15 protein-coding genes are annotated in these 17,146 nt (G+C 47.1%); 7 read left to right on the top strand and 8 right to left on the bottom strand.

Annotated elements, in window-relative coordinates; translation table 11 throughout:
* Positions 1-225: 225 nt before the first annotated feature.
* From FN124_RS09705 to gltB, 3 genes are all read right to left on the bottom strand, one after another.
* Positions 226-837 (bottom strand): DUF6563 family protein, encoded by a 612-nt coding sequence (locus FN124_RS09705; RefSeq protein WP_142684531.1) that lies wholly within the window; start codon positions 835-837, stop codon positions 226-228.
* Between the two features lie 265 nt (positions 838-1,102).
* Positions 1,103-2,578: a glutamate synthase subunit beta gene (locus tag FN124_RS09700; protein ID WP_142684530.1), complete on the bottom strand. Its 1,476-nt coding sequence runs from the start codon at positions 2,576-2,578 to the stop codon at positions 1,103-1,105.
* Positions 2,579-2,641: 63 nt separating this feature from the next.
* Positions 2,642-7,171 (bottom strand): glutamate synthase large subunit, encoded by a 4,530-nt coding sequence (gene gltB, locus FN124_RS09695; protein WP_142684529.1) that lies wholly within the window; start codon positions 7,169-7,171, stop codon positions 2,642-2,644.
* A 344-nt stretch (positions 7,172-7,515) separates the two neighbouring features.
* Between gltB and FN124_RS09690 the strand changes: the two genes are divergently transcribed.
* Positions 7,516-7,854 (top strand): hypothetical protein, encoded by a 339-nt coding sequence (locus FN124_RS09690; protein ID WP_142684528.1) that lies wholly within the window; start codon positions 7,516-7,518, stop codon positions 7,852-7,854.
* A 118-nt stretch (positions 7,855-7,972) separates the two neighbouring features.
* On the opposite strand, the gene FN124_RS09685 is transcribed toward FN124_RS09690, so the two are convergent.
* From FN124_RS09685 to FN124_RS09670, 4 genes are all read right to left on the bottom strand, one after another.
* A complete protein-coding gene (locus FN124_RS09685) occupies positions 7,973-9,514 on the bottom strand; it encodes a glycoside hydrolase family 10-like protein (RefSeq protein WP_142684527.1) in 1,542 nt (513 codons plus the stop codon).
* Between the two features lie 106 nt (positions 9,515-9,620).
* On the bottom strand, positions 9,621-9,806 hold the full coding sequence (locus FN124_RS09680) for a hypothetical protein (RefSeq protein ID WP_142684526.1): 186 nt from the start codon (positions 9,804-9,806) through the stop codon (positions 9,621-9,623).
* A gap of 642 nt (positions 9,807-10,448) precedes the next feature.
* A complete protein-coding gene (locus tag FN124_RS09675) occupies positions 10,449-10,901 on the bottom strand; it encodes a methylglyoxal synthase (protein WP_142684525.1) in 453 nt (150 codons plus the stop codon).
* Positions 10,902-10,948: 47 nt separating this feature from the next.
* Positions 10,949-11,464 carry a ferritin gene (locus FN124_RS09670; protein ID WP_142684524.1) on the bottom strand — a complete coding sequence of 172 codons (516 nt, stop codon included), beginning with the start codon at positions 11,462-11,464 and terminating at the stop codon, positions 10,949-10,951.
* Between the two features lie 154 nt (positions 11,465-11,618).
* Here FN124_RS09670 and FN124_RS09665 point away from each other — a divergent pair, with 154 nt between their 5' ends.
* The 4 genes from FN124_RS09665 to FN124_RS09650 all read left to right on the top strand — a co-directional run bounded on the left by FN124_RS09665 (position 11,619) and on the right by FN124_RS09650 (position 15,237).
* Positions 11,619-12,215 carry a NifU family protein gene (locus tag FN124_RS09665; protein ID WP_079471504.1) on the top strand — a complete coding sequence of 199 codons (597 nt, stop codon included), beginning with the start codon at positions 11,619-11,621 and terminating at the stop codon, positions 12,213-12,215.
* A gap of 110 nt (positions 12,216-12,325) precedes the next feature.
* Positions 12,326-14,026: a PNGase F N-terminal domain-containing protein gene (locus tag FN124_RS09660; RefSeq protein ID WP_142684523.1), complete on the top strand. Its 1,701-nt coding sequence runs from the start codon at positions 12,326-12,328 to the stop codon at positions 14,024-14,026.
* Between the two features lie 69 nt (positions 14,027-14,095).
* Entirely contained in the window at positions 14,096-14,716 is a 621-nt protein-coding gene (gene pnuC / locus FN124_RS09655) for a nicotinamide riboside transporter PnuC (RefSeq protein ID WP_142684522.1), read from the top strand.
* Positions 14,713-15,237: an ATP/GTP-binding protein gene (locus FN124_RS09650; RefSeq protein ID WP_142684521.1), complete on the top strand. Its 525-nt coding sequence runs from the start codon at positions 14,713-14,715 to the stop codon at positions 15,235-15,237. The genes pnuC and FN124_RS09650 overlap by 4 nt, the downstream gene beginning before the upstream one ends.
* Here FN124_RS09650 and mtgA read toward each other — a convergent pair whose 3' ends face one another.
* Positions 15,238-15,954, bottom strand: coding sequence for a monofunctional biosynthetic peptidoglycan transglycosylase (mtgA, locus tag FN124_RS09645; protein WP_142684520.1), 717 nt, complete (start codon positions 15,952-15,954; stop codon positions 15,238-15,240).
* Positions 15,955-16,029: 75 nt separating this feature from the next.
* On the opposite strand from mtgA, the gene FN124_RS09640 reads away from it, so the two are divergent.
* Both FN124_RS09640 and FN124_RS09635 read left to right on the top strand, forming a co-directional pair.
* On the top strand, positions 16,030-16,647 hold the full coding sequence (locus FN124_RS09640) for an L-threonylcarbamoyladenylate synthase (protein WP_142684519.1): 618 nt from the start codon (positions 16,030-16,032) through the stop codon (positions 16,645-16,647).
* A 78-nt stretch (positions 16,648-16,725) separates the two neighbouring features.
* Positions 16,726-17,028, top strand: a complete 303-nt coding sequence (locus FN124_RS09635; protein WP_142684518.1) for a hypothetical protein — start codon at positions 16,726-16,728, stop codon at positions 17,026-17,028.
* The last annotated feature ends 118 nt before the right edge of the window (positions 17,029-17,146 follow it).

Raw genomic sequence — 17,146 nt, 5'->3', positions numbered from 1 at the left:
GATAATTCCAGACAACATTTTTCTGATCCGGATAGTTTTTCCCTGGCGTTGGTACGATCGATGTCCAGTAACCGGTTTTCAACAATTTCCTGTTTACGGGTTTGTATCGCGAAATAGGTTTGAGCAAAAGGGAGGGGAGCTTTTGTGTACTCCGCTTTGGGCGATGAGATAGCAGGCGTAGCGGGTGAGCGCAATCCCAATAGTGTCAAAATGAATGAATTCCAATTATTTTATTTCCGGTTTATTTCTTTGGTTAAACCTGAGAATATAGTATTCAAGCTGGTCTTTCTTCTCCCGGTCATTTCGGAATTCATCGAGCAATACACTGTCTTGTGGAAGGATATATTTTTTGAGATTATAGGCAGATAACTCTAGTAGCTGGCCTGTTACCACATTCAATACTTTTTTAAGGACCACTGGTGTGCTGATGCTGTTTGTAGTCATATCAGCCTGGTTTACATATCCCCGGGAGGATTGTATGGCATGCAACGCATATATACAGTAGTAGCCTATTTCCTGTAACTTATTGAGCCCATTATCTTTGATATAGATATTTTTTCCATCGCAAAAGCCCCAGTAATTTTTTAGTTTATGTTCCTGTCCTGAAGCATCGCGGAGCACCAGTTCATTCCGGTTAGCCAGGAGGTAAATCTGGGCTGCAGTACTACGGTTTTTGATTACCAGGTCGCCTTCTTCGGAAGGGTTATTGGATTGAAATTCTTCAAAGGTTTTGTACAACCCTTTCTTTAGTTGGGGTGCATCTGTAATCAGCTCCATTTGGGCTGCTGCAGAGAAGCCCAGCAATATAAAACCCCAAAAGCACAACAGTTGTTTCATAATAAACAAATGTATCGGGTTTGAGGGGGGCGGATAACCGGAAATAGCTGAACACCGGCTTTGTTTCTGCTGATGTCTGATTTATGTCTTTAAAACCGGGGAGAACAAAAGATCGGAGGCCTCTGTGTAAAGACCGCTACAGGGAGAAGAGACTGCCCGAGCTGTCTTTCTGAAAAAATTATAGGCCGGGTAAAAACCCGGCCCGGCTGAAGGTTACAACAAAATCTAAACCTGCTTATGAGAAAAAATTTGATTTACAGTTGAATTATAAAGCCATAGCCTGCAGTGAATGGTCTTTGCTTTCCAGCTGGGAGCTGCCCATCAGGAATTCGTCCACTTTTCTTGCACACTCACGGCCTTCACTTATTGCCCATACCACCAGTGACTGTCCGCGGCGCATATCGCCGGCAGCGAACACTTTAGGGATGGATGTCAGGTAATCCTTTTCGGTAGCTTTCACATTACCGCGTTCATCTCTTTCCACTTCCAGCTGATCCAGTAAACCGGTGTGCTGCGGATGTACGAAGCCCATAGCCAGTAAGGCCAGTTCGCAGGGTACATCTCTTTCAGAACCGGGTACTTCTGTGAATTTGGCCGGTCTGCCATCAGCGCTGGAGGTCCATTGGAGGTCTACCAGGCGCAGAGCTTTCAGGTGGCCGTTGTCATCTCCGATAAAGGATTTGGTGGCAATGGCCCATTTACGGTCTGCCCCTTCTTCATGGGAAGAAGATGTTTTTAAGATCATCGGATAGGTAGGCCATGGCATAAATGGTGTACGCTCGCCCGGAGGTTTTGGTAACAACTCCAGTTGTGTAACGCTGCGGGCGCCATGACGGTTACTGGTTCCCACACAGTCGGAGCCGGTATCGCCACCACCAATCACGATCACATTTTTGCCTGTTGCCAATATATCACTGCCTTCTACCGCAATATTGCTAACTCTTTTATTCTGCTGCTTCAGGAAGTCCATTGCATAGTGTATGCCTTTCAGCTCACGACCCTGGATCGGAAGATCGCGTGGAATGGTGGAACCACCAGCCAGCACAATTGCATTGTATTCTCTCAGCAGATCATTGGTACTAACGTTTACGCCTACGTTGGCATTGCATTGAAACACCACTCCTTCTTCTTCCATCAGTTTCACGCGGCGGTCTACTACCCATTTTTCCAGTTTGAAATCCGGGATACCATAGCGTAAAAGTCCGCCTGGTGCATCGTCGCGCTCAAACACTGTTACAGAGTGGCCTGCATAGTTCAGCTGCGCGGCGGCAGCCAGACCGGCCGGACCGGAACCGATCACCGCTACTTTCTTGCCGGTACGCATACGCGGCGCTTTTGCCTGTACGAGGCCTTTATCGAAAGCTATTTCAATGATGTGTTTTTCTATTTCCTCGATAGCTACCGGAGGCTGGTTAATACCCAGTACACAGGCACTTTCACACGGAGCCGGGCAAATACGGCCGGTAAATTCCGGGAAGTTATTGGTAGAGGATAATATATCATACGCTTCTTTCCAATCCTGGCGGTATACGGCATCATTAAATTCCGGTATTACGTTACCCAGGGGGCATCCGCTGTGGCAGAAAGGCACACCGCAGTTCATACAGCGGGCGGCCTGCTGATTCAGTTTATTATCCGGGAAGCGTTCTACAAATTCTCTATAGTGACTAACCCTTTCCCGGGGATCCGCTTTCCCGGGCTGCTCGCGTGTAAATTCCAGGAATCCTGTAGGTTTACCCATAATTTTCCTCCACAAGTCCCTTACCTGCAAGGGATATTTTGATGATGAATGTTAATTGTTCAATTAGTGACCCACTTTCTGGCCCTGTGTTTTAGCTGATTTCAACGCTGCCTTGTATTCTTTCGGGAATACTTTCACGAAATGACGCAGTTGGTTTTCCCAGTCTTTCAGGATAAACTTCGCTACTGTACTGTTCGTATAGGCATGATGTTTAGTAATCAGGTCCTGCAGCTGTGCTACATCTTCCTGGTCCAGCGGATCCAGGTCGATCATATCCCTGTTGCAGTGGTTGGCGAAAGTGCCTTTCACATCGTACACATAAGCGATACCGCCGCTCATACCTGCTCCGAAGTTGCGGCCGGTTTCACCCAGGATCACCGCTTTACCGCCGGTCATATATTCACATCCGTGATCGCCTACTCCTTCTACTACTACAGTAGCACCGGAGTTACGTACACAGAAACGTTCTCCTGCCTTGCCGCGGATGAAAGCTTCGCCGGAGGTAGCTCCATAGAAACAAACGTTGCCCGCGATGATATTTTCTTCTGCCTTGAATCCTGCTTCTCCATGTGGATAAAGGATCAGCTTGGCGCCAGACAGTCCTTTACCGAAGTAATCGTTGGCTTCTCCTTCCAGTTCCAGCGTTAAACCTTTAGTGGTAAAGGCGCCGAAGCTCTGTCCTGCAGACCCGATGAATTTGAAATGCAGGGTATCTTCCGGTAATCCTTCGCTTTTGTAGCGTTTGGATATTTCGTTAGACAGGATGGTACCAATGGTACGATCTGTATTTTTTACAGGGAACTGCTGGTACACCCTGGCTTTCTTTTCCAGTGCGGGCTGTGCGGCCTTCAGCAGTTGCCAGTCGATCACTTCACTGATGCCGTGATCCTGTTCTTCCTGTTTGTACAGGCCTGTTTCGGCAGAAGCTTCTTCTTTATATAAGATCGGTGACAGATCCAGTTTCTGTGTTTTCCAGTTGGTGATGTTATCGCGCATCTGGAGGCATTCTACCTGGCCTACCATTTCGTTGATGGTACGGAAGCCCAGGTCGGCCATGATTTCGCGGAGCTCTTCCACGAGGTAAGTGAACAGGTTTACCACGTGTTGCGGATCGCTGTTGAAGCGTTTGCGCAGTTCCGGATCCTGGGTAGCAACACCAACAGGACAGGTATTTACATGGCATTTACGCATCATGATACAACCTTCTACCACGAGGGCTGCGGTGGCAACACCCCATTCTTCGGCACCCAGTAAAGTAGCAATGGCAATGTCGCGGCCGGTTTTCAGCTGGCCATCTGTTTGCAGCACTACCCTGCTGCGGAGCTTATTCTTTACCAGTGTCTGGTGAGATTCGGCTAAACCTAGCTCCCAGGGTAAACCGGCATGTTTGATTGAGCTTATCGGGGAAGCACCGGTACCGCCGTCGAAGCCAGAAACCAGCACCACATCAGCGTGTGCTTTTGCAACACCTGCTGCGATAGTTCCCACACCTGCTTTAGATACCAGCTTCACGCTGATACGGGCGGCACGGTTGGCGTTTTTCAGATCATAGATCAGCTGCGCCAGATCCTCGATAGAATAAATATCGTGGTGAGGAGGCGGAGAAATGAGACCCACGCCAGGTGTGGAGTGCCTTACTTTCGCGATCCAGTCGTCCACTTTATGGCCGGGCAACTGTCCCCCTTCGCCGGGTTTTGCACCCTGCGCCATTTTAATCTGTAATTCGTCGGCATTGGTCAGGTAGTAGCTGGTAACCCCAAAACGGGCGCTGGCTACCTGTTTGATGGCAGAACGCATTGAGTCGCCGTTTTCCAGCAGCTCATAACGCAGCTCATCTTCTCCACCCTCGCCGGTGTTGCTTTTTGCACCGATACGGTTCATTGCAATCGCCAGTGTGGAGTGTGCCTCGTGTGAAATAGATCCAAAGCTCATAGCACCGGTAGCAAAGCGCTTGAAGATGCTGGTAGCCGGTTCTACTTCATCAATTGAAATAGACGGACGATTCTTTTTGAAAGTGAACAGGCTGCGTAAGGTGGCCGCTTTTTCACTTTGATCGTTTACCGCTTTCGAATATTTTTTGAAGGCTGCATAGTCGCCCATACGGGTGGCCAGCTGTAGATAGTGAATAGTAGTTGGATTAAAGAGATGGAATTCTCCTTTACGTTTCCACTGGTATACGCCACCTTCTGTTAATCGCTGTACTGGCGTTTCTTTACGGCCATAGCCCATCCAGTGTTTCGCCAGTGTTTCGCGGGCAATTTCATCCAGACCCAGGCCCTGTATACGGGAAACGGCGCCGGTGAAATATTTATCCACTGTTGCCTGGTTGATACCCAGTATTTCAAAGATCTGCGCACCCTGGTACGATTGCAGGGTAGAGATGCCCATTTTGGAAAACACTTTCAGCAGACCATCGCAGATTGCTTTAATATAGTTCTTCTTCAGTTTATCTACATCCAGTGTGGTATCCAGTTTGCCGTTCAGCTTCATATCGCGGATAGTGCTGAGTGCCAGGTATGGGTTAATAGCGGTTACGCCAAAGCCCAGCAGGCAGGCAAAGTGGTGAACTTCCCAAACATCGCCGGCTTCTACGATCAGTCCTACCTGGCCACGGTAACCCTTGCGGATCAGGTGGTGGTGAACGGCGGAAGCTGCGAGGATAGATGGAATAGCAGCATGTTCTGAATCGATAGCGCGGTCGGACAGGATGATTACTTCAAAACCATCTTCCACTGCATCTACCGCGTAGCGGCATAAGCGGGCCAGTCCTTTTTCCAGGGAGCCGGGCTTGCCGTCGGCCTTGAAGTAGGTGTGTAATGTTTTGGCCTGGAATAAACCGGTATCGATACTGCGTATCTTTTCCAGCTCGTGGTTGTTGAGGATCGGGTGACGCAGTGCCAAACCGTGGCAGTGCAGCGGATCCTCATCCAACAAGTTACCGTTGTTACCCACAAAGGTAGCCAGCGACATTACCAGTCTCTCCCTGATAGGATCAATTGGCGGATTGGTTACCTGTGCGAACAGTTGTTTAAAGTAGTTACAGAGATGCTGTGGCTGGTTGCTCAGTACTGCCAGCGGGGTATCTGTGCCCATGGAGCCAACAGGTTCCTTGCCATCAATAGCCATTGGGGCAATGATGTTATCCAGGTCTTCAGTGCTGTAACCGAATGCGCGCTGGTATTTAAAGATCTGGTCGTGCTCCAGGTGAGTAAAGGTTACTCTTGGTTCAGGCAGTTCTTCCAGGCGGATCTTATATTTATTCAGCCATTCGCCATAAGGTTGCTGGGAGCAGATCTGTTGTTTCAGCTCTTCATCCCCTATGATGCGACCCTGGTCCATGTCTACGATAAACATTTTACCGGGCTGCAGGCGGCCTTTTTCTTTGATATTTTTCGGATCAATCGGTAATACACCGGCTTCAGAAGCCATGATCACGCGATCGTCTTTTGTTACTACAAAGCGGCTTGGACGTAACCCGTTACGGTCGAGGGTAGCGCCAATAATTTTACCATCAGTAAAGGAAATGGAAGCAGGACCGTCCCATGGCTCCATGAGGGAAGCATGGTATTCGTAAAATGCTTTCTTTTCTTCACCCATATCTTCATTACCATCCCATGCTTCAGGAACCAGCATCATCATTACATGTGGCAGGGAACGGCCTGTCATGGTGAGCAGTTCAATCACATTATCCAGGCTGGCGGAGTCGGACTGGCCTTCTTCCACGATGGGGAGCAGCATTTCCATTTCTTCTTTGGTGAAGTATTTGGAAATAAAGTCCCTTTCGCCGGCGCGTAACCAGTTAAGGTTGCCCTTCAGCGTATTGATCTCACCATTGTGAGCGATATACCTGTACGGGTGAGCTAGTCTCCAGCTCGGGAATGTATTAGTCGCAAACCTGGAGTGGATGAGAGCAAAGGCAGAAACCATTTTCTCATCGCTCAGGTCTGTATAATAATGACGTACTTGGTAAGTGGTGAGCTGACCTTTATATACAATTGTTTTATAAGAGAGGGAGGCAATGTAAAACAGTGACTTCTCTTTAGGAACTGTATTGCGAACTGTTTTGGAAACATAGTTACGGAGCACAAATAATTTGCGCTCAAAGATTTCCGGATCACTGATATGATAAGGACAGGCAATAAATACCTGTTCAATTTCCGGTTCTACAGAAAGGGCAGATTCACCAATGCCATCCGGGCGTACCGGTACTTTACGGTAGCCAAGAATCTCCAGGCCCAGTTTCTCTGCGCTGCGTTGAAAGATCTCGCGGCATTCTTCACGCCAGCGTGGTTCTTTCGGAAAGAAGACCATGCCCACACCGTATTTTCCAAATTCCGGTAACGCGATGCCCAGTTTCAGGCATTCATCATACAGGAACTCATGGGGCGTTTGAAACAGTATCCCTGCACCATCACCCGTATTCTGCTCACAGCCGCAGGCTCCGCGGTGTTCCATGTTTTCCAGCATGGTTAAGGCATCACGAATAATATGGTGGGATTTACGGCCCTTAATATGGGCAGTAAATCCTGTTCCGCAGGCATCATGTTCAAATTCCGGACGGTATAAACCTTGCGTTTGCTTCACTTCATCCATTTGGTTTAGATTTTTTGCTTTGGCACACCCTTCCCTTCAGACTTGCGCCGCGGGTGATGGTGTACGATATAATTCGGGAACGGTTTAAAGATACTAAAGGAATGCGGTATTTTTTATATAAACTTTTGTTAGACGGTTAAAATTTAGAAAAAAATAAAAAGATACCGCGAATTGTTAGAGTTTTTAAAAAAATGGATGCTCTCTCAGGACAAATTGGACCGGTTTTACGGCTCAGCCTGACAGGCTTACCGAAAGATGCTTCCTTTACGACCGGGTACTTTTTGCCCTCCATATATTATATTTAGATGATACCCTTTATTAATATGACAACCTATACCAATTGTATGTCCTACAAACTTTTTACAGGTATATTTTTAGTGATGCTTACGGGGGCTTTACGGCCGGGTTACGCCCAGGAACAAGCCGAAGCGCCTGCTCCACATAAAAAAGTAAGCCTGGAAAAGGCATCCCTTTTTACCGCCGACAGCCAGCAGGCTAAAATATCCAGTATCACCGTGCTTAGCGCGGTGTGGGATACCGCCCGCATAGGGTTTTTACAAACCGGGCTTTTTAATAACAAGGTTGAAGCGGTACCGGATAAGGAAATGGGCGGGTATCTCCAGGAATACGTAAATAACACCTTTGGAGGAATGTTCGTTCCCGGAAAACCACGGCTTATATAGGTTGTACAGGATCTCCGCATTGGGGAGCGCACACAAATGATGGGTGAAAAGGCCTATGTGCAAACCGGGGAAGATAGCTATCCATCACAATTGATCACACAAAATTTTGTCCCCGCGGCTACGGCTCAAAAAGGAATTGCGCCTTGCCATTTACCTGTCGCATACGCAAAGGTTCGCTGATGTGGCTTTCATTCTGCATCCTGTCGAGCGCCGTTACAATATAGGTATACAGTTTTCCTTTTATATAAGTGTGGTCCTTAAACTCAGGATCAGACGACTGCTGTAGGATACCAATTATTTTCGTAGGGTCGCTTACGTTAATTGCCTCATTTTGCTCAAACCGGTATAATACATATTGTTTGGTATGACCGCTGGTGTCATCATCTGCCCAGTGTATTTCCAGTCCACCAGGCCTTTCAAAGGCATCAATAAAGTAAGGGGCCTCCGGAGTTTCTTTAGGCAGCCATTGCATAATCGGCCGCAGGGCCGGGTATTTATAAAGGTGGGTACGCAGAGCATCTTCAATGCCAAGGGGGTTGCCGCGGAAAGAGGCCGCGCTGTAAAACATACTCCCCTGGATAGTGTTCAGTGTCCTGGCCTCTTCTATTTGTGCCGGTAATTCATTCGGGTTTTTCCAGGCTGCATTGCTGCCTATGCGGTATACGCCATGACCGATATACACCTGCCGCCCGTAACCATGCTGGCCCCACCAGTTCAGTAATATTTCATAGTCGGCCAGCCGGTGCCCGCGCTCCCAGTAGATCTGGGGGGTTACATAATCAATCCAGCCATTCTTCAGCCATTTCAGGATATCAGCAAACAGGTCGTCGTAGTTGGTTTGGCCACCTTTGGTATAAGAACCTTCGGGGTCTTTGTCTTTATTACGCCATACGCCAAAGGGGCTGATGCCAAATTTGACCCAGGGCTTTTCCGCTTTTATTGCCACGCTCAGCATTTTTATAATAGCGTCTGTATTGGCGCGGCGCCAGTCGTCCCGCAGCATATTATTGCCGTAGAGCCGGTAGGAGCTGTTATCGGGGAATTCTTTTCCGGGAACCCGGTAAGGATAAAAATAGTCGTCAAAATGTACGGCATCTATGTCGTAGCGTTTTACCACATCACGGATCACTGCAGTTACATATTCGCGCACTTCAGGAATGCCCGGGTCAAAATATTTTTTATTGTCGTAGGTAACAAACCATTGCGGTTTCAGGCGGGTGATATGATTGGGGGCCACGCTGCTGCGACTGGTATTGAACACGGCCCTGTATGGGTTAAACCATGCATGAAACTCCATACCGCGTTTATGGGTTTCCTCTACCATGAACTGTAAAGGATCATAATAAGGATTAGGAGCCTGGCCCTGTACGCCGGTGAGATATTCAGACCAGGGCTCATAAGGCGAAGCATAAAAGGCATCGGTAGCCGGGCGAACCTGTACCACTACAGCGTTCATACCATTCCGTTGCTGCTGATCAAGTATTGCGACGAACTCCTGTTTTTGTTGTTCTGTACTCAATCCCCGCCTGGACGGCCAGTCAATATTTTCCACAGTGGCAATCCATACCGCTCTCAGTTCGCGTTTTGGAGGCAATTGTGCCCATGCCTGCTGCATTCCAATGATCAATAATATTATGCCTGCTATAAATTGCTTCAACATCAGCCTGACTTTTTTTTACCGTAAGATGCGAAAATAGCAAAAAGCAGGGCTGATCCGATACAAATATGTGATTCTTATGAAGATAGCGAACTAATCTTTTTCCATCTTAAGCTTTGTAGCCGGCGCCTGGTAATCTTCCGGGAGATTGCCAGGCGGCATAAAAGCCATTGATAGTAAGATTGCCGGTAGCCACTTCTTCTGCCTGGTAATTCACAAATTTCACCAGATATCTTGTTACCAGGTAGATCACGATGATTGTAAGTAGTTTAGGGAGATAATGAAGGAATCCCATCAGGATGGATTTGATGGGAGATAATGTCCAGCTGATCAGTATATCGGCAATCCCTTTTGTCTATGGAAAAATGCTGAATACAAGGGCAGGGTAATATAAAAAACAGGAAGAATGGCGATGATCCGCACAATGCGCAGGATATTAAAAACAATGCCTACCTGCTTTTGCTGGTTCAGCAATGCATATTCTTTTACTTTAACCCCCTTAAAATAGCGGTCTTTTTCCCGTACAATTCTTCTGCGTAGTGGTTTGAACAAACGGTTGATACCATAAACGATGAAGGAAAAAAAGGATGATCAGAAGTAGCCATCCTATGAGGGAATCGGCCATTACAAAAGCAGCCAGTTTTTGTTGCAGTTCTTTTTTGCGGTGGTCATTATCGTTATTGATTTCCGCCAGTTGTTGCTGCAGTTTTTTTTTTTGTTCATTGTCTGCTTTCTGAAGGGAATCGCTTTCTCTTAACAGGCGGGTGGTGTGGATCAGTTGTGAATTGGTGAGGGAGTCGCGGCCGCCTTACTGCTGTCGTTTTGTGCATGGCATGGAAAAGCCAGGCCAACCAGTATGGCTGCGAAGAAGAGGGTATAAATTTTCATTCCCGTAGCTTTTATTTAAAGTACGGAAAATTCAGGTAGCAGCGGTTGGCTAAATCTTTCTTTTTGTATACTGGCTATAATCCGGAAGAATGGCTTCATATTCCTGGTGCATCAGAGGGGATGTAAGGAGAAAATCTGCAGATGCCCGGTTGCTGGCCATCGGGATATTCCATACCACGCCGAGGCGAAGCAGGGCCTTGATATCCGGGTCGTGAGGCAAAGCCTCCATCGGGTCCCAGAAAAAGATGATCACATCGAGTTCCCCGGTGGCCACCAGGGCGCCAATTTGCTGGTCGCCGCCCAGGGGACCACTCAGGAGTTTTCTCACAGATACATCCAGCGCCTGTTCTATCAGCAGGCCGGTGGTGCCGGTTGCATACAGTTCATGGCGACTAAGTACCGTTTTGTTATAAGTGGCCCATTCTATCAGCTCCGCCTTTTTATGGTCGTGAGCAATCAGGGCAATTCTTTTGCGTGCTTTTAAAACTTTGAATGTTTGCATATATAGTTACAAAAGTAATAAGTGGCACGCAGAAATTAAATCAGATATTAGTGCCTGTCGTTGGTATCCAGGGTGGCGAGATCCCGGTCGAAAATATAAAGACCGCCCTTGTCCTCCCCTATCAGCTTTAATTTATCGAGAATTTGGCGGGCAAGGCGCTCTTCTTCAATTTGTTCGGTAACATACCATTGCAGGAAATTATGTGTGGCATAATCCTTTTCCTTCAGGCACATATCCACCAGGTTATTGATTTCTTTAGAAACCAGCAGTTCATGGCTGAACACATGCTCAAAAATGGCATGGATACTCTTAAATTTCACGGTAGGTTGCTTTAAAGCCGGAACCAGGCCATGACCGCCCCTTTCGTTGATAAACTTCAGCAGCTTCAGCATATGGGCTCTTTCCTCGTCGGAATGCCGGTACAGGAACTGGGCCACGCCGTTATAACCCTGCACCTCCGCCCAGGAGGCCATAGCAAGATAATATTGGGAGGAGGCTGCTTCCATCTCTACCTGCTGGTTCAGCGCGTCGTGAATTTTTGGAGAAAGTTCTTTTAATAACATAATGAAAAATTTGTATAATATGTAGAAGATCAAGGAGTGACGGGGATATTACTGGGAACTATATCCGGATTGGTAATTTCAATAGGCTACATTCAGATGCATCCCGGAAATCTGCCTGAAAAATGTTACCTTTGCAGAAGTAAATTAGGATAAAATGATTAAAACAGGAAATCCAATCATCAGCATATATACGGAGATGACGCCAAACCCGGAAACCATGAAGTTTGTGGCGAACAAGCTCCTGTACCCCGGTAAAAGTATTGATTTCCCGGATGAAGCCAGTGCAAAACCGTCTCCTTTAGCCATAGAGCTGTTTAGCTTCCCTTTCATCAGGGGCGTATTTATTATGGCTAACTTTATTACGCTTACCAAAACCAGCGAAACCGACTGGAACGATATAATTCCTACCGTGAAGGCCTTCCTGAAGGAATACCTGGAGGACTCCCGCCCTGTTATCAACGAAGATGAGGTGGTAATTACCAAATCTACAGCGAGCAATGAAGTGAGTGCAGATGATACAGACGTGGTAAAACGGATCAAGGAGTTACTTGAAAACTATGTGAAACCGGCAGTTGAAATGGATGGCGGTGCCATTCAGTTCAAAGACTATGAAAATGGTACGGTTACACTGATGTTGCAAGGTTCCTGTTCGGGCTGCCCCTCCTCCATGATCACGCTGAAAGCCGGTATTGAAGGCATGATGAAGCGCATGATCCCGGAAGTGAAAGAAGTAGTGGCAGAAGCAGAATAAGCCATAGTTGAGTGAATGATAGTGTTAAACGAAAGCACAGTCTTTATGGCTGTGCTTTTTTTTAGCATTTACCGGAGCGGTATCCCTGATAATACAAGCAAACAGCTATAATGAGAAAACTACTACTACTGATCATTACCGGCTTGATCCTCGCCCTGCAACCGGTACAGGCGCAAAGAAAGAAACCGGTGGATAGCGCATCGGCTATTATCACTTACGGCTTCAGCAGCAACGGGAAAGAAATTCCTGGTAACGGGCTGCAATTGATCATCGACCATCAGCGGGCACACATTGTTCCCGGCAACGGTAAACAGAAGGAACAGCAGTTCCTGGAGCTACAGGAGCAGGTGACCCTGCAGGTGTTAAGTCTTCCCAACGGGGAAGTATATACGCTGAAAAAAGCATTTTCTGAATATGCCACCCCTGAATTATTGCCCGATACCGCCACCATACTGGGATATCCCTGTAAAAAAGCCAAACTGTTTATCAGGTCTAACACCATAGAAGTATGGTATACCAATGCGCTGCCGCTGAAGGGAACGCCAAATATTACTATTGCACCAGGCCTGGGCCTGGTGCTTAAAATAGTGCGTAATGGTAACAGCGAAACCCTGGCAAAAAAAATTACCTGGGGCAAAGTGACCGGAACAGCGCTGGCCTGGCCTTCCAATACCGGTATCCTGGTAAATGACGCTGCATATATGCGGCAGGTGATCGACAGCCGGTACACTACCCTGCCGGTATTTGACCAGGAACAGATCAGCTGGGGCAATAACACGCCTAATCCCCCGGGGGAACAGCTCAATCAAACCTATCATTTTGCGGGTGGTACAGTCATCCTTAAAAAAATAAATTTACCGGCAGCCCGGAAAGGAGAAACACTTTTTGCGGAGCTTACCCAATACTCCAATGGTGATGCCTACGACAGAACAGGCTCGGTATTTATGATCCCGGCAGATAAAGCCATTTCTTTCCTGGACGGCCTTCAGAAAGGCGTAGGGGCGTTGCCGTTATTCACTGCTAAAAACGGAAAGCAATACCAGGGCATGGTAGCAACGGACAATTATTTACCTGCTATGGAAGTGCTGCGTTTCTTCACACCATTCGGTGTCCGGCAGTTTAATAACCAGGTAAAAATCGCCGGTTACAACTGGGCCGATTCCGTGATCTATAAACAGGATATCTCCGAGCTGCATAGCCGCCTGCAAGGCGATGTATGGCTGGGCGTTTATATTGGCAACTATGATAAAGGCGGTCATAAAGTAAGCCTTAGTCTTAAATATTATCCGGGTGATCCGGAAGACGAGAACCGCCCGGCGGCCAACTGGATATATCCTGTTTTCAATACCACCAACCTGATGGAAATGGCCGGGCAGGAGTATGCGACCCTCTTTGATAAAGATTCCCTCAGTGTGACCGTCACCATTCCGGAAGGCGTCAGAAATATTCAGTTAAGATTCCTGACTACCGGCCATGGTGGCTGGGGAGGTGGAGATGAATTCAATCCCAGGCAAAATGAAATTTTTGTAGATGGAAAACGGGTATATCATTTTATTCCATGGCGCACAGATTGCGCGACGTACCGTTTGTTGAATCCTGCTTCCGGTAATTTTGGCAACGGGCTTTCTTCCTCTGATCTGAGCCGTTCCAACTGGTGTCCGGGTACGCTTACATCCCCGGTGTTCATCTCTTTACCTGATATCACTCCGGGACAGCATACTATACAGGTAGCTATTCCACAGGGTAAGCCGGAAGGTAGCAGCCAGAGCTTCTGGAACGTATCCGGTACACTGATAGGAGAAAAAAAATAATTTTCCGGGATGTGGTATTAGCCGCATCCCGGTTGACATAATCCGGAATTATTGATCCACATTCGCATTATGAACGATTTATACCAGGGCATATTAGAAGGTCTTCACCAGATGACCTGGCTGGAAGCGGTAGCTGTTTTCTTTGCTGTCTTATCGGTCATCTTTCAAAAAAATAATAACATACTGGTATATCCTACCGGTATTGTGAGCACAGGCATTTACACCTACCTCCTGTCCAGGGAGCACTTCAAGCTGTATGCGGATGCTGCGCTGAATGCATATTACCTTGTGATGAGCGTATATGGCTGGCTCTATTGGGCAAAGAAAGGCCCGGAACAACCTGCTACGCCGGTGATGCGCAGCAACAGCAGGGAACTGCTTACCGCCATTTTTATAGCCCTGGCCGGTTGGGGGATTTTTTATTTCCTGTTAAGCCGTTTCTCCGATTCAAATGTACCGGTAATGGATGCCTTTGTATCTGCCACTGCCTGTGCAGGTATGTGGCTGCTGGCTAAACGGAAGCTGGAGAACTGGATATTGCTGAATATTTCCAACCTGGTGGCTATCCCGTTGTTGTTGTACAAGCACCTGTATCTTACCGCCGGATTAACGATCTTTTTATTTACCATCGCCATATTCGGGTATCTTAGCTGGAGAAAAGAGGTGTTGCAAAGAGAAGAACATACATGAAGAAAGTAGTTGTTATAGGACCTGAATCTACGGGGAAAAGCTCGCTCAGCGAAAAGCTGGCGAAGCATTTCAATACCGTATGGACGCCGGAATATGCGCGAGAGTACATCGACCAACTCCAACGGCCGTACGAAGAAGCTGATCTTCTGCAAATTGCAGCCGGCCAGATAGCACTTGAGCAGCACATGGCCAGCCAGGCCAATGAAGTATTGATCTGTGATACTGATCTGTACGTGATCAAGGTATGGAGCGAACATAAATACGGGCGTTGTGATCCGCGCATTTTACAGCAGATAGCCCGTCAGCGTTGTGATCTGTACCTGCTTACTTATATTGATCTGCCCTGGGAGGAAGATCCGCAAAGGGAATATCCGGACCCCGAAATGCGTCATTATTTTTATAATATTTACCGGGAGATAGTCATAAATTCCGGCGTTGAATGGAAAGATATCAGGGGCGGTTATGAAGATCGTGAGGCGATGGCAATAGCTGCTGTGCAACAGTTGCTGCACCGGCGCTGATTATTTCCTGCCGGTAACCAGTTCCATTATATCCGGGTCGGGCGAGAGATTGCGCATTTGTACAAGTATTCTCCGCTGCCGGTAAGATGTGATCCGTGCAGGCGGATTGATGGTATACTTAATTGGGTTAGGTAAACAGGCGGCTATCATGGCGGCTTCCTCCCTGTTCAGGCTGGCTGCATCTTTATGGTAGTTTACCTGTGCAGCAGCTTCCACACCAAATACCCCCTCTCCCATTTCTGCCACGTTCAGGTATACCTCGAGGATACGCTGTTTACCCCATATTTTTTCGATCATGAAGGTGAAATATACTTCCAGGCCCTTCCTGAACCAGCTGCGACCCTGCCAGAGGAACACGTTTTTAGCAACCTGCTGACTGATAGTGCTGGCTCCTTTTATTTTTTTGCTTTGCTGGTTATGCTTCATTGCTTTTTCAATCGACTTAAAGTCGAACCCGTTATGGTCTGTAAAAAGCTGGTCTTCGCTGGCTATTACGGCCAGTTTGGCATGTTGGGATATTTCATCATAGCTCACCCATGTTTTCTGCAGTTTTTTGTCTGTTCCCCAGAGGCTGAACCAGCTGGCTATTTCAGTGATAGTAATAGGCGGATTCACCCATTTCAACAGCAGGATGTATAAAAATTGCGCAACAATTAAAACCAGTACTACCCTCTTCAGTCTCCTCCACGTTCTGGGAACAATGCCTTTTAAATTCATCGCGTAGGTTTAGAAAAATCGGGACGAAAGGTAGGCTAAAAACCTGAAAGTGACGCACAATCGTTAACTTTATATATGCTATTAAACGTACATCCGGATAACCCGAATCCCCGTCATTTAAAAACGATCATTGAATGTTTGAAAGACGGAGGGATTATTATTTATCCAACTGATACGGTGTATGGCCTGGGTTGTGATATTACGCAACATAAGGCCATAGAGCGTATTGCAAGAATTAAGCAGATAGATCCGAAAAAAGCACAGTTTTCGTTCATCTGTTATGATCTGAGTCATTTGTCGGACTATGCAAAGAGCGTGGACACGCCTGTTTTCCGTATGTTGAAAAAGGCATTGCCCGGCCCATACACATTTATTTTACCGGCTAGCCGGCTGGTGCCTAAATTATTGAAAACGAAAAAAGACACGGTGGGTATCAGGGTGCCTGATAATAATATCTGCCGCACTATTGTGAAAGAATTGGGCAACCCGATTATGAGCACCACGTTGCCGATAGATGATTACGTAGAAGAATACACGGACCCGGAGATCATTTATGAGAAGTTTGGAAAACTGGTAGATATTGTGATAGATGGGGGCCCGGGCGGTATGGGCTTTTCTACAGTGGTGGATTGCACGGGCCCGGCGCCGGAGCTGATCCGTGAAGGCATTGGAAGTTTTGAAGAAATATCCTGATAATATATGCAGAAACGATGGTGGATTTGTGTGTTTTGTTTATTCTCCGGTATAATAGCCGGAGCGCAAATCCGCATAATGAAACCATTGTGGTTAGCGGCCATGAAGCCGACGTCTTTTACTTTAACAGACACCCCTGTTTTCCGGCCGGCCGGTTTCGGGCTAAAACCGGTTAGCACATTTTCTTCTTTGCCTCATACATTCCCCGCCCGGGAGCCTGTAGCTGCCCCTGTTTACCGCTTTGCCCCTGATGCTTATTACCAGCAACATTTTGGGTTCTTCTGCAAAAAGGAATGGGCCTGGCAGAAACAAACCGGGTTACCACTTAAATTCCGTTTAGGAAGCTATTCTTATGCCCAGCAGCAGGAAGGAAAACGCTGATCTCTTTTGTTGTATTTATTTTGAAAGATAATAATTGACAAAGTCAATGATAATTAGTTGATCAGGGCAAATATATTTTAAAAAGATAAATATGAGAAATGGCCTGAAAAATAGCGGT

Origin of the sequence: Chitinophaga polysaccharea, assembly GCF_902150045.1 — a bacterium.
In the GTDB taxonomy this organism is placed as follows: Bacteria; Bacteroidota; Bacteroidia; order Chitinophagales; family Chitinophagaceae; genus Chitinophaga; species Chitinophaga polysaccharea_A.
This window is presented reverse-complemented; position numbering and strand designations above follow the sequence as displayed.

Excerpts from the sequence above, each read along its gene's own strand:
- FN124_RS09640 (WP_142684519.1), top strand. The coding sequence starts at position 16,030 with ATGCTATTAAACGTACATCCGGATAACCCGAATCCCCGTCATTTAAAA.
- FN124_RS09665 (WP_079471504.1), top strand. The coding sequence starts at position 11,619 with ATGATTAAAACAGGAAATCCAATCATCAGCATATATACGGAGATGACG.
- FN124_RS09670 (WP_142684524.1), bottom strand. The coding sequence starts at position 11,464 with ATGTTATTAAAAGAACTTTCTCCAAAAATTCACGACGCGCTGAACCAG.
- FN124_RS09635 (WP_142684518.1), top strand. The coding sequence starts at position 16,726 with ATGAAACCATTGTGGTTAGCGGCCATGAAGCCGACGTCTTTTACTTTA.
- FN124_RS09660 (WP_142684523.1), top strand. The coding sequence starts at position 12,326 with ATGAGAAAACTACTACTACTGATCATTACCGGCTTGATCCTCGCCCTG.
- FN124_RS09680 (WP_142684526.1), bottom strand. The coding sequence starts at position 9,806 with ATGGGATTCCTTCATTATCTCCCTAAACTACTTACAATCATCGTGATC.
- FN124_RS09650 (WP_142684521.1), top strand. The coding sequence starts at position 14,713 with ATGAAGAAAGTAGTTGTTATAGGACCTGAATCTACGGGGAAAAGCTCG.
- FN124_RS09685 (WP_142684527.1), bottom strand. The coding sequence starts at position 9,514 with ATGTTGAAGCAATTTATAGCAGGCATAATATTATTGATCATTGGAATG.
- mtgA (WP_142684520.1), bottom strand. The coding sequence starts at position 15,954 with ATGAATTTAAAAGGCATTGTTCCCAGAACGTGGAGGAGACTGAAGAGG.
- FN124_RS09705 (WP_142684531.1), bottom strand. The coding sequence starts at position 837 with ATGAAACAACTGTTGTGCTTTTGGGGTTTTATATTGCTGGGCTTCTCT.
- pnuC (WP_142684522.1), top strand. The coding sequence starts at position 14,096 with ATGAACGATTTATACCAGGGCATATTAGAAGGTCTTCACCAGATGACC.
- gltB (WP_142684529.1), bottom strand. The coding sequence starts at position 7,171 with ATGGATGAAGTGAAGCAAACGCAAGGTTTATACCGTCCGGAATTTGAA.
- FN124_RS09675 (WP_142684525.1), bottom strand. The coding sequence starts at position 10,901 with ATGCAAACATTCAAAGTTTTAAAAGCACGCAAAAGAATTGCCCTGATT.
- FN124_RS09700 (WP_142684530.1), bottom strand. The coding sequence starts at position 2,578 with ATGGGTAAACCTACAGGATTCCTGGAATTTACACGCGAGCAGCCCGGG.
- FN124_RS09690 (WP_142684528.1), top strand. The coding sequence starts at position 7,516 with ATGTCCTACAAACTTTTTACAGGTATATTTTTAGTGATGCTTACGGGG.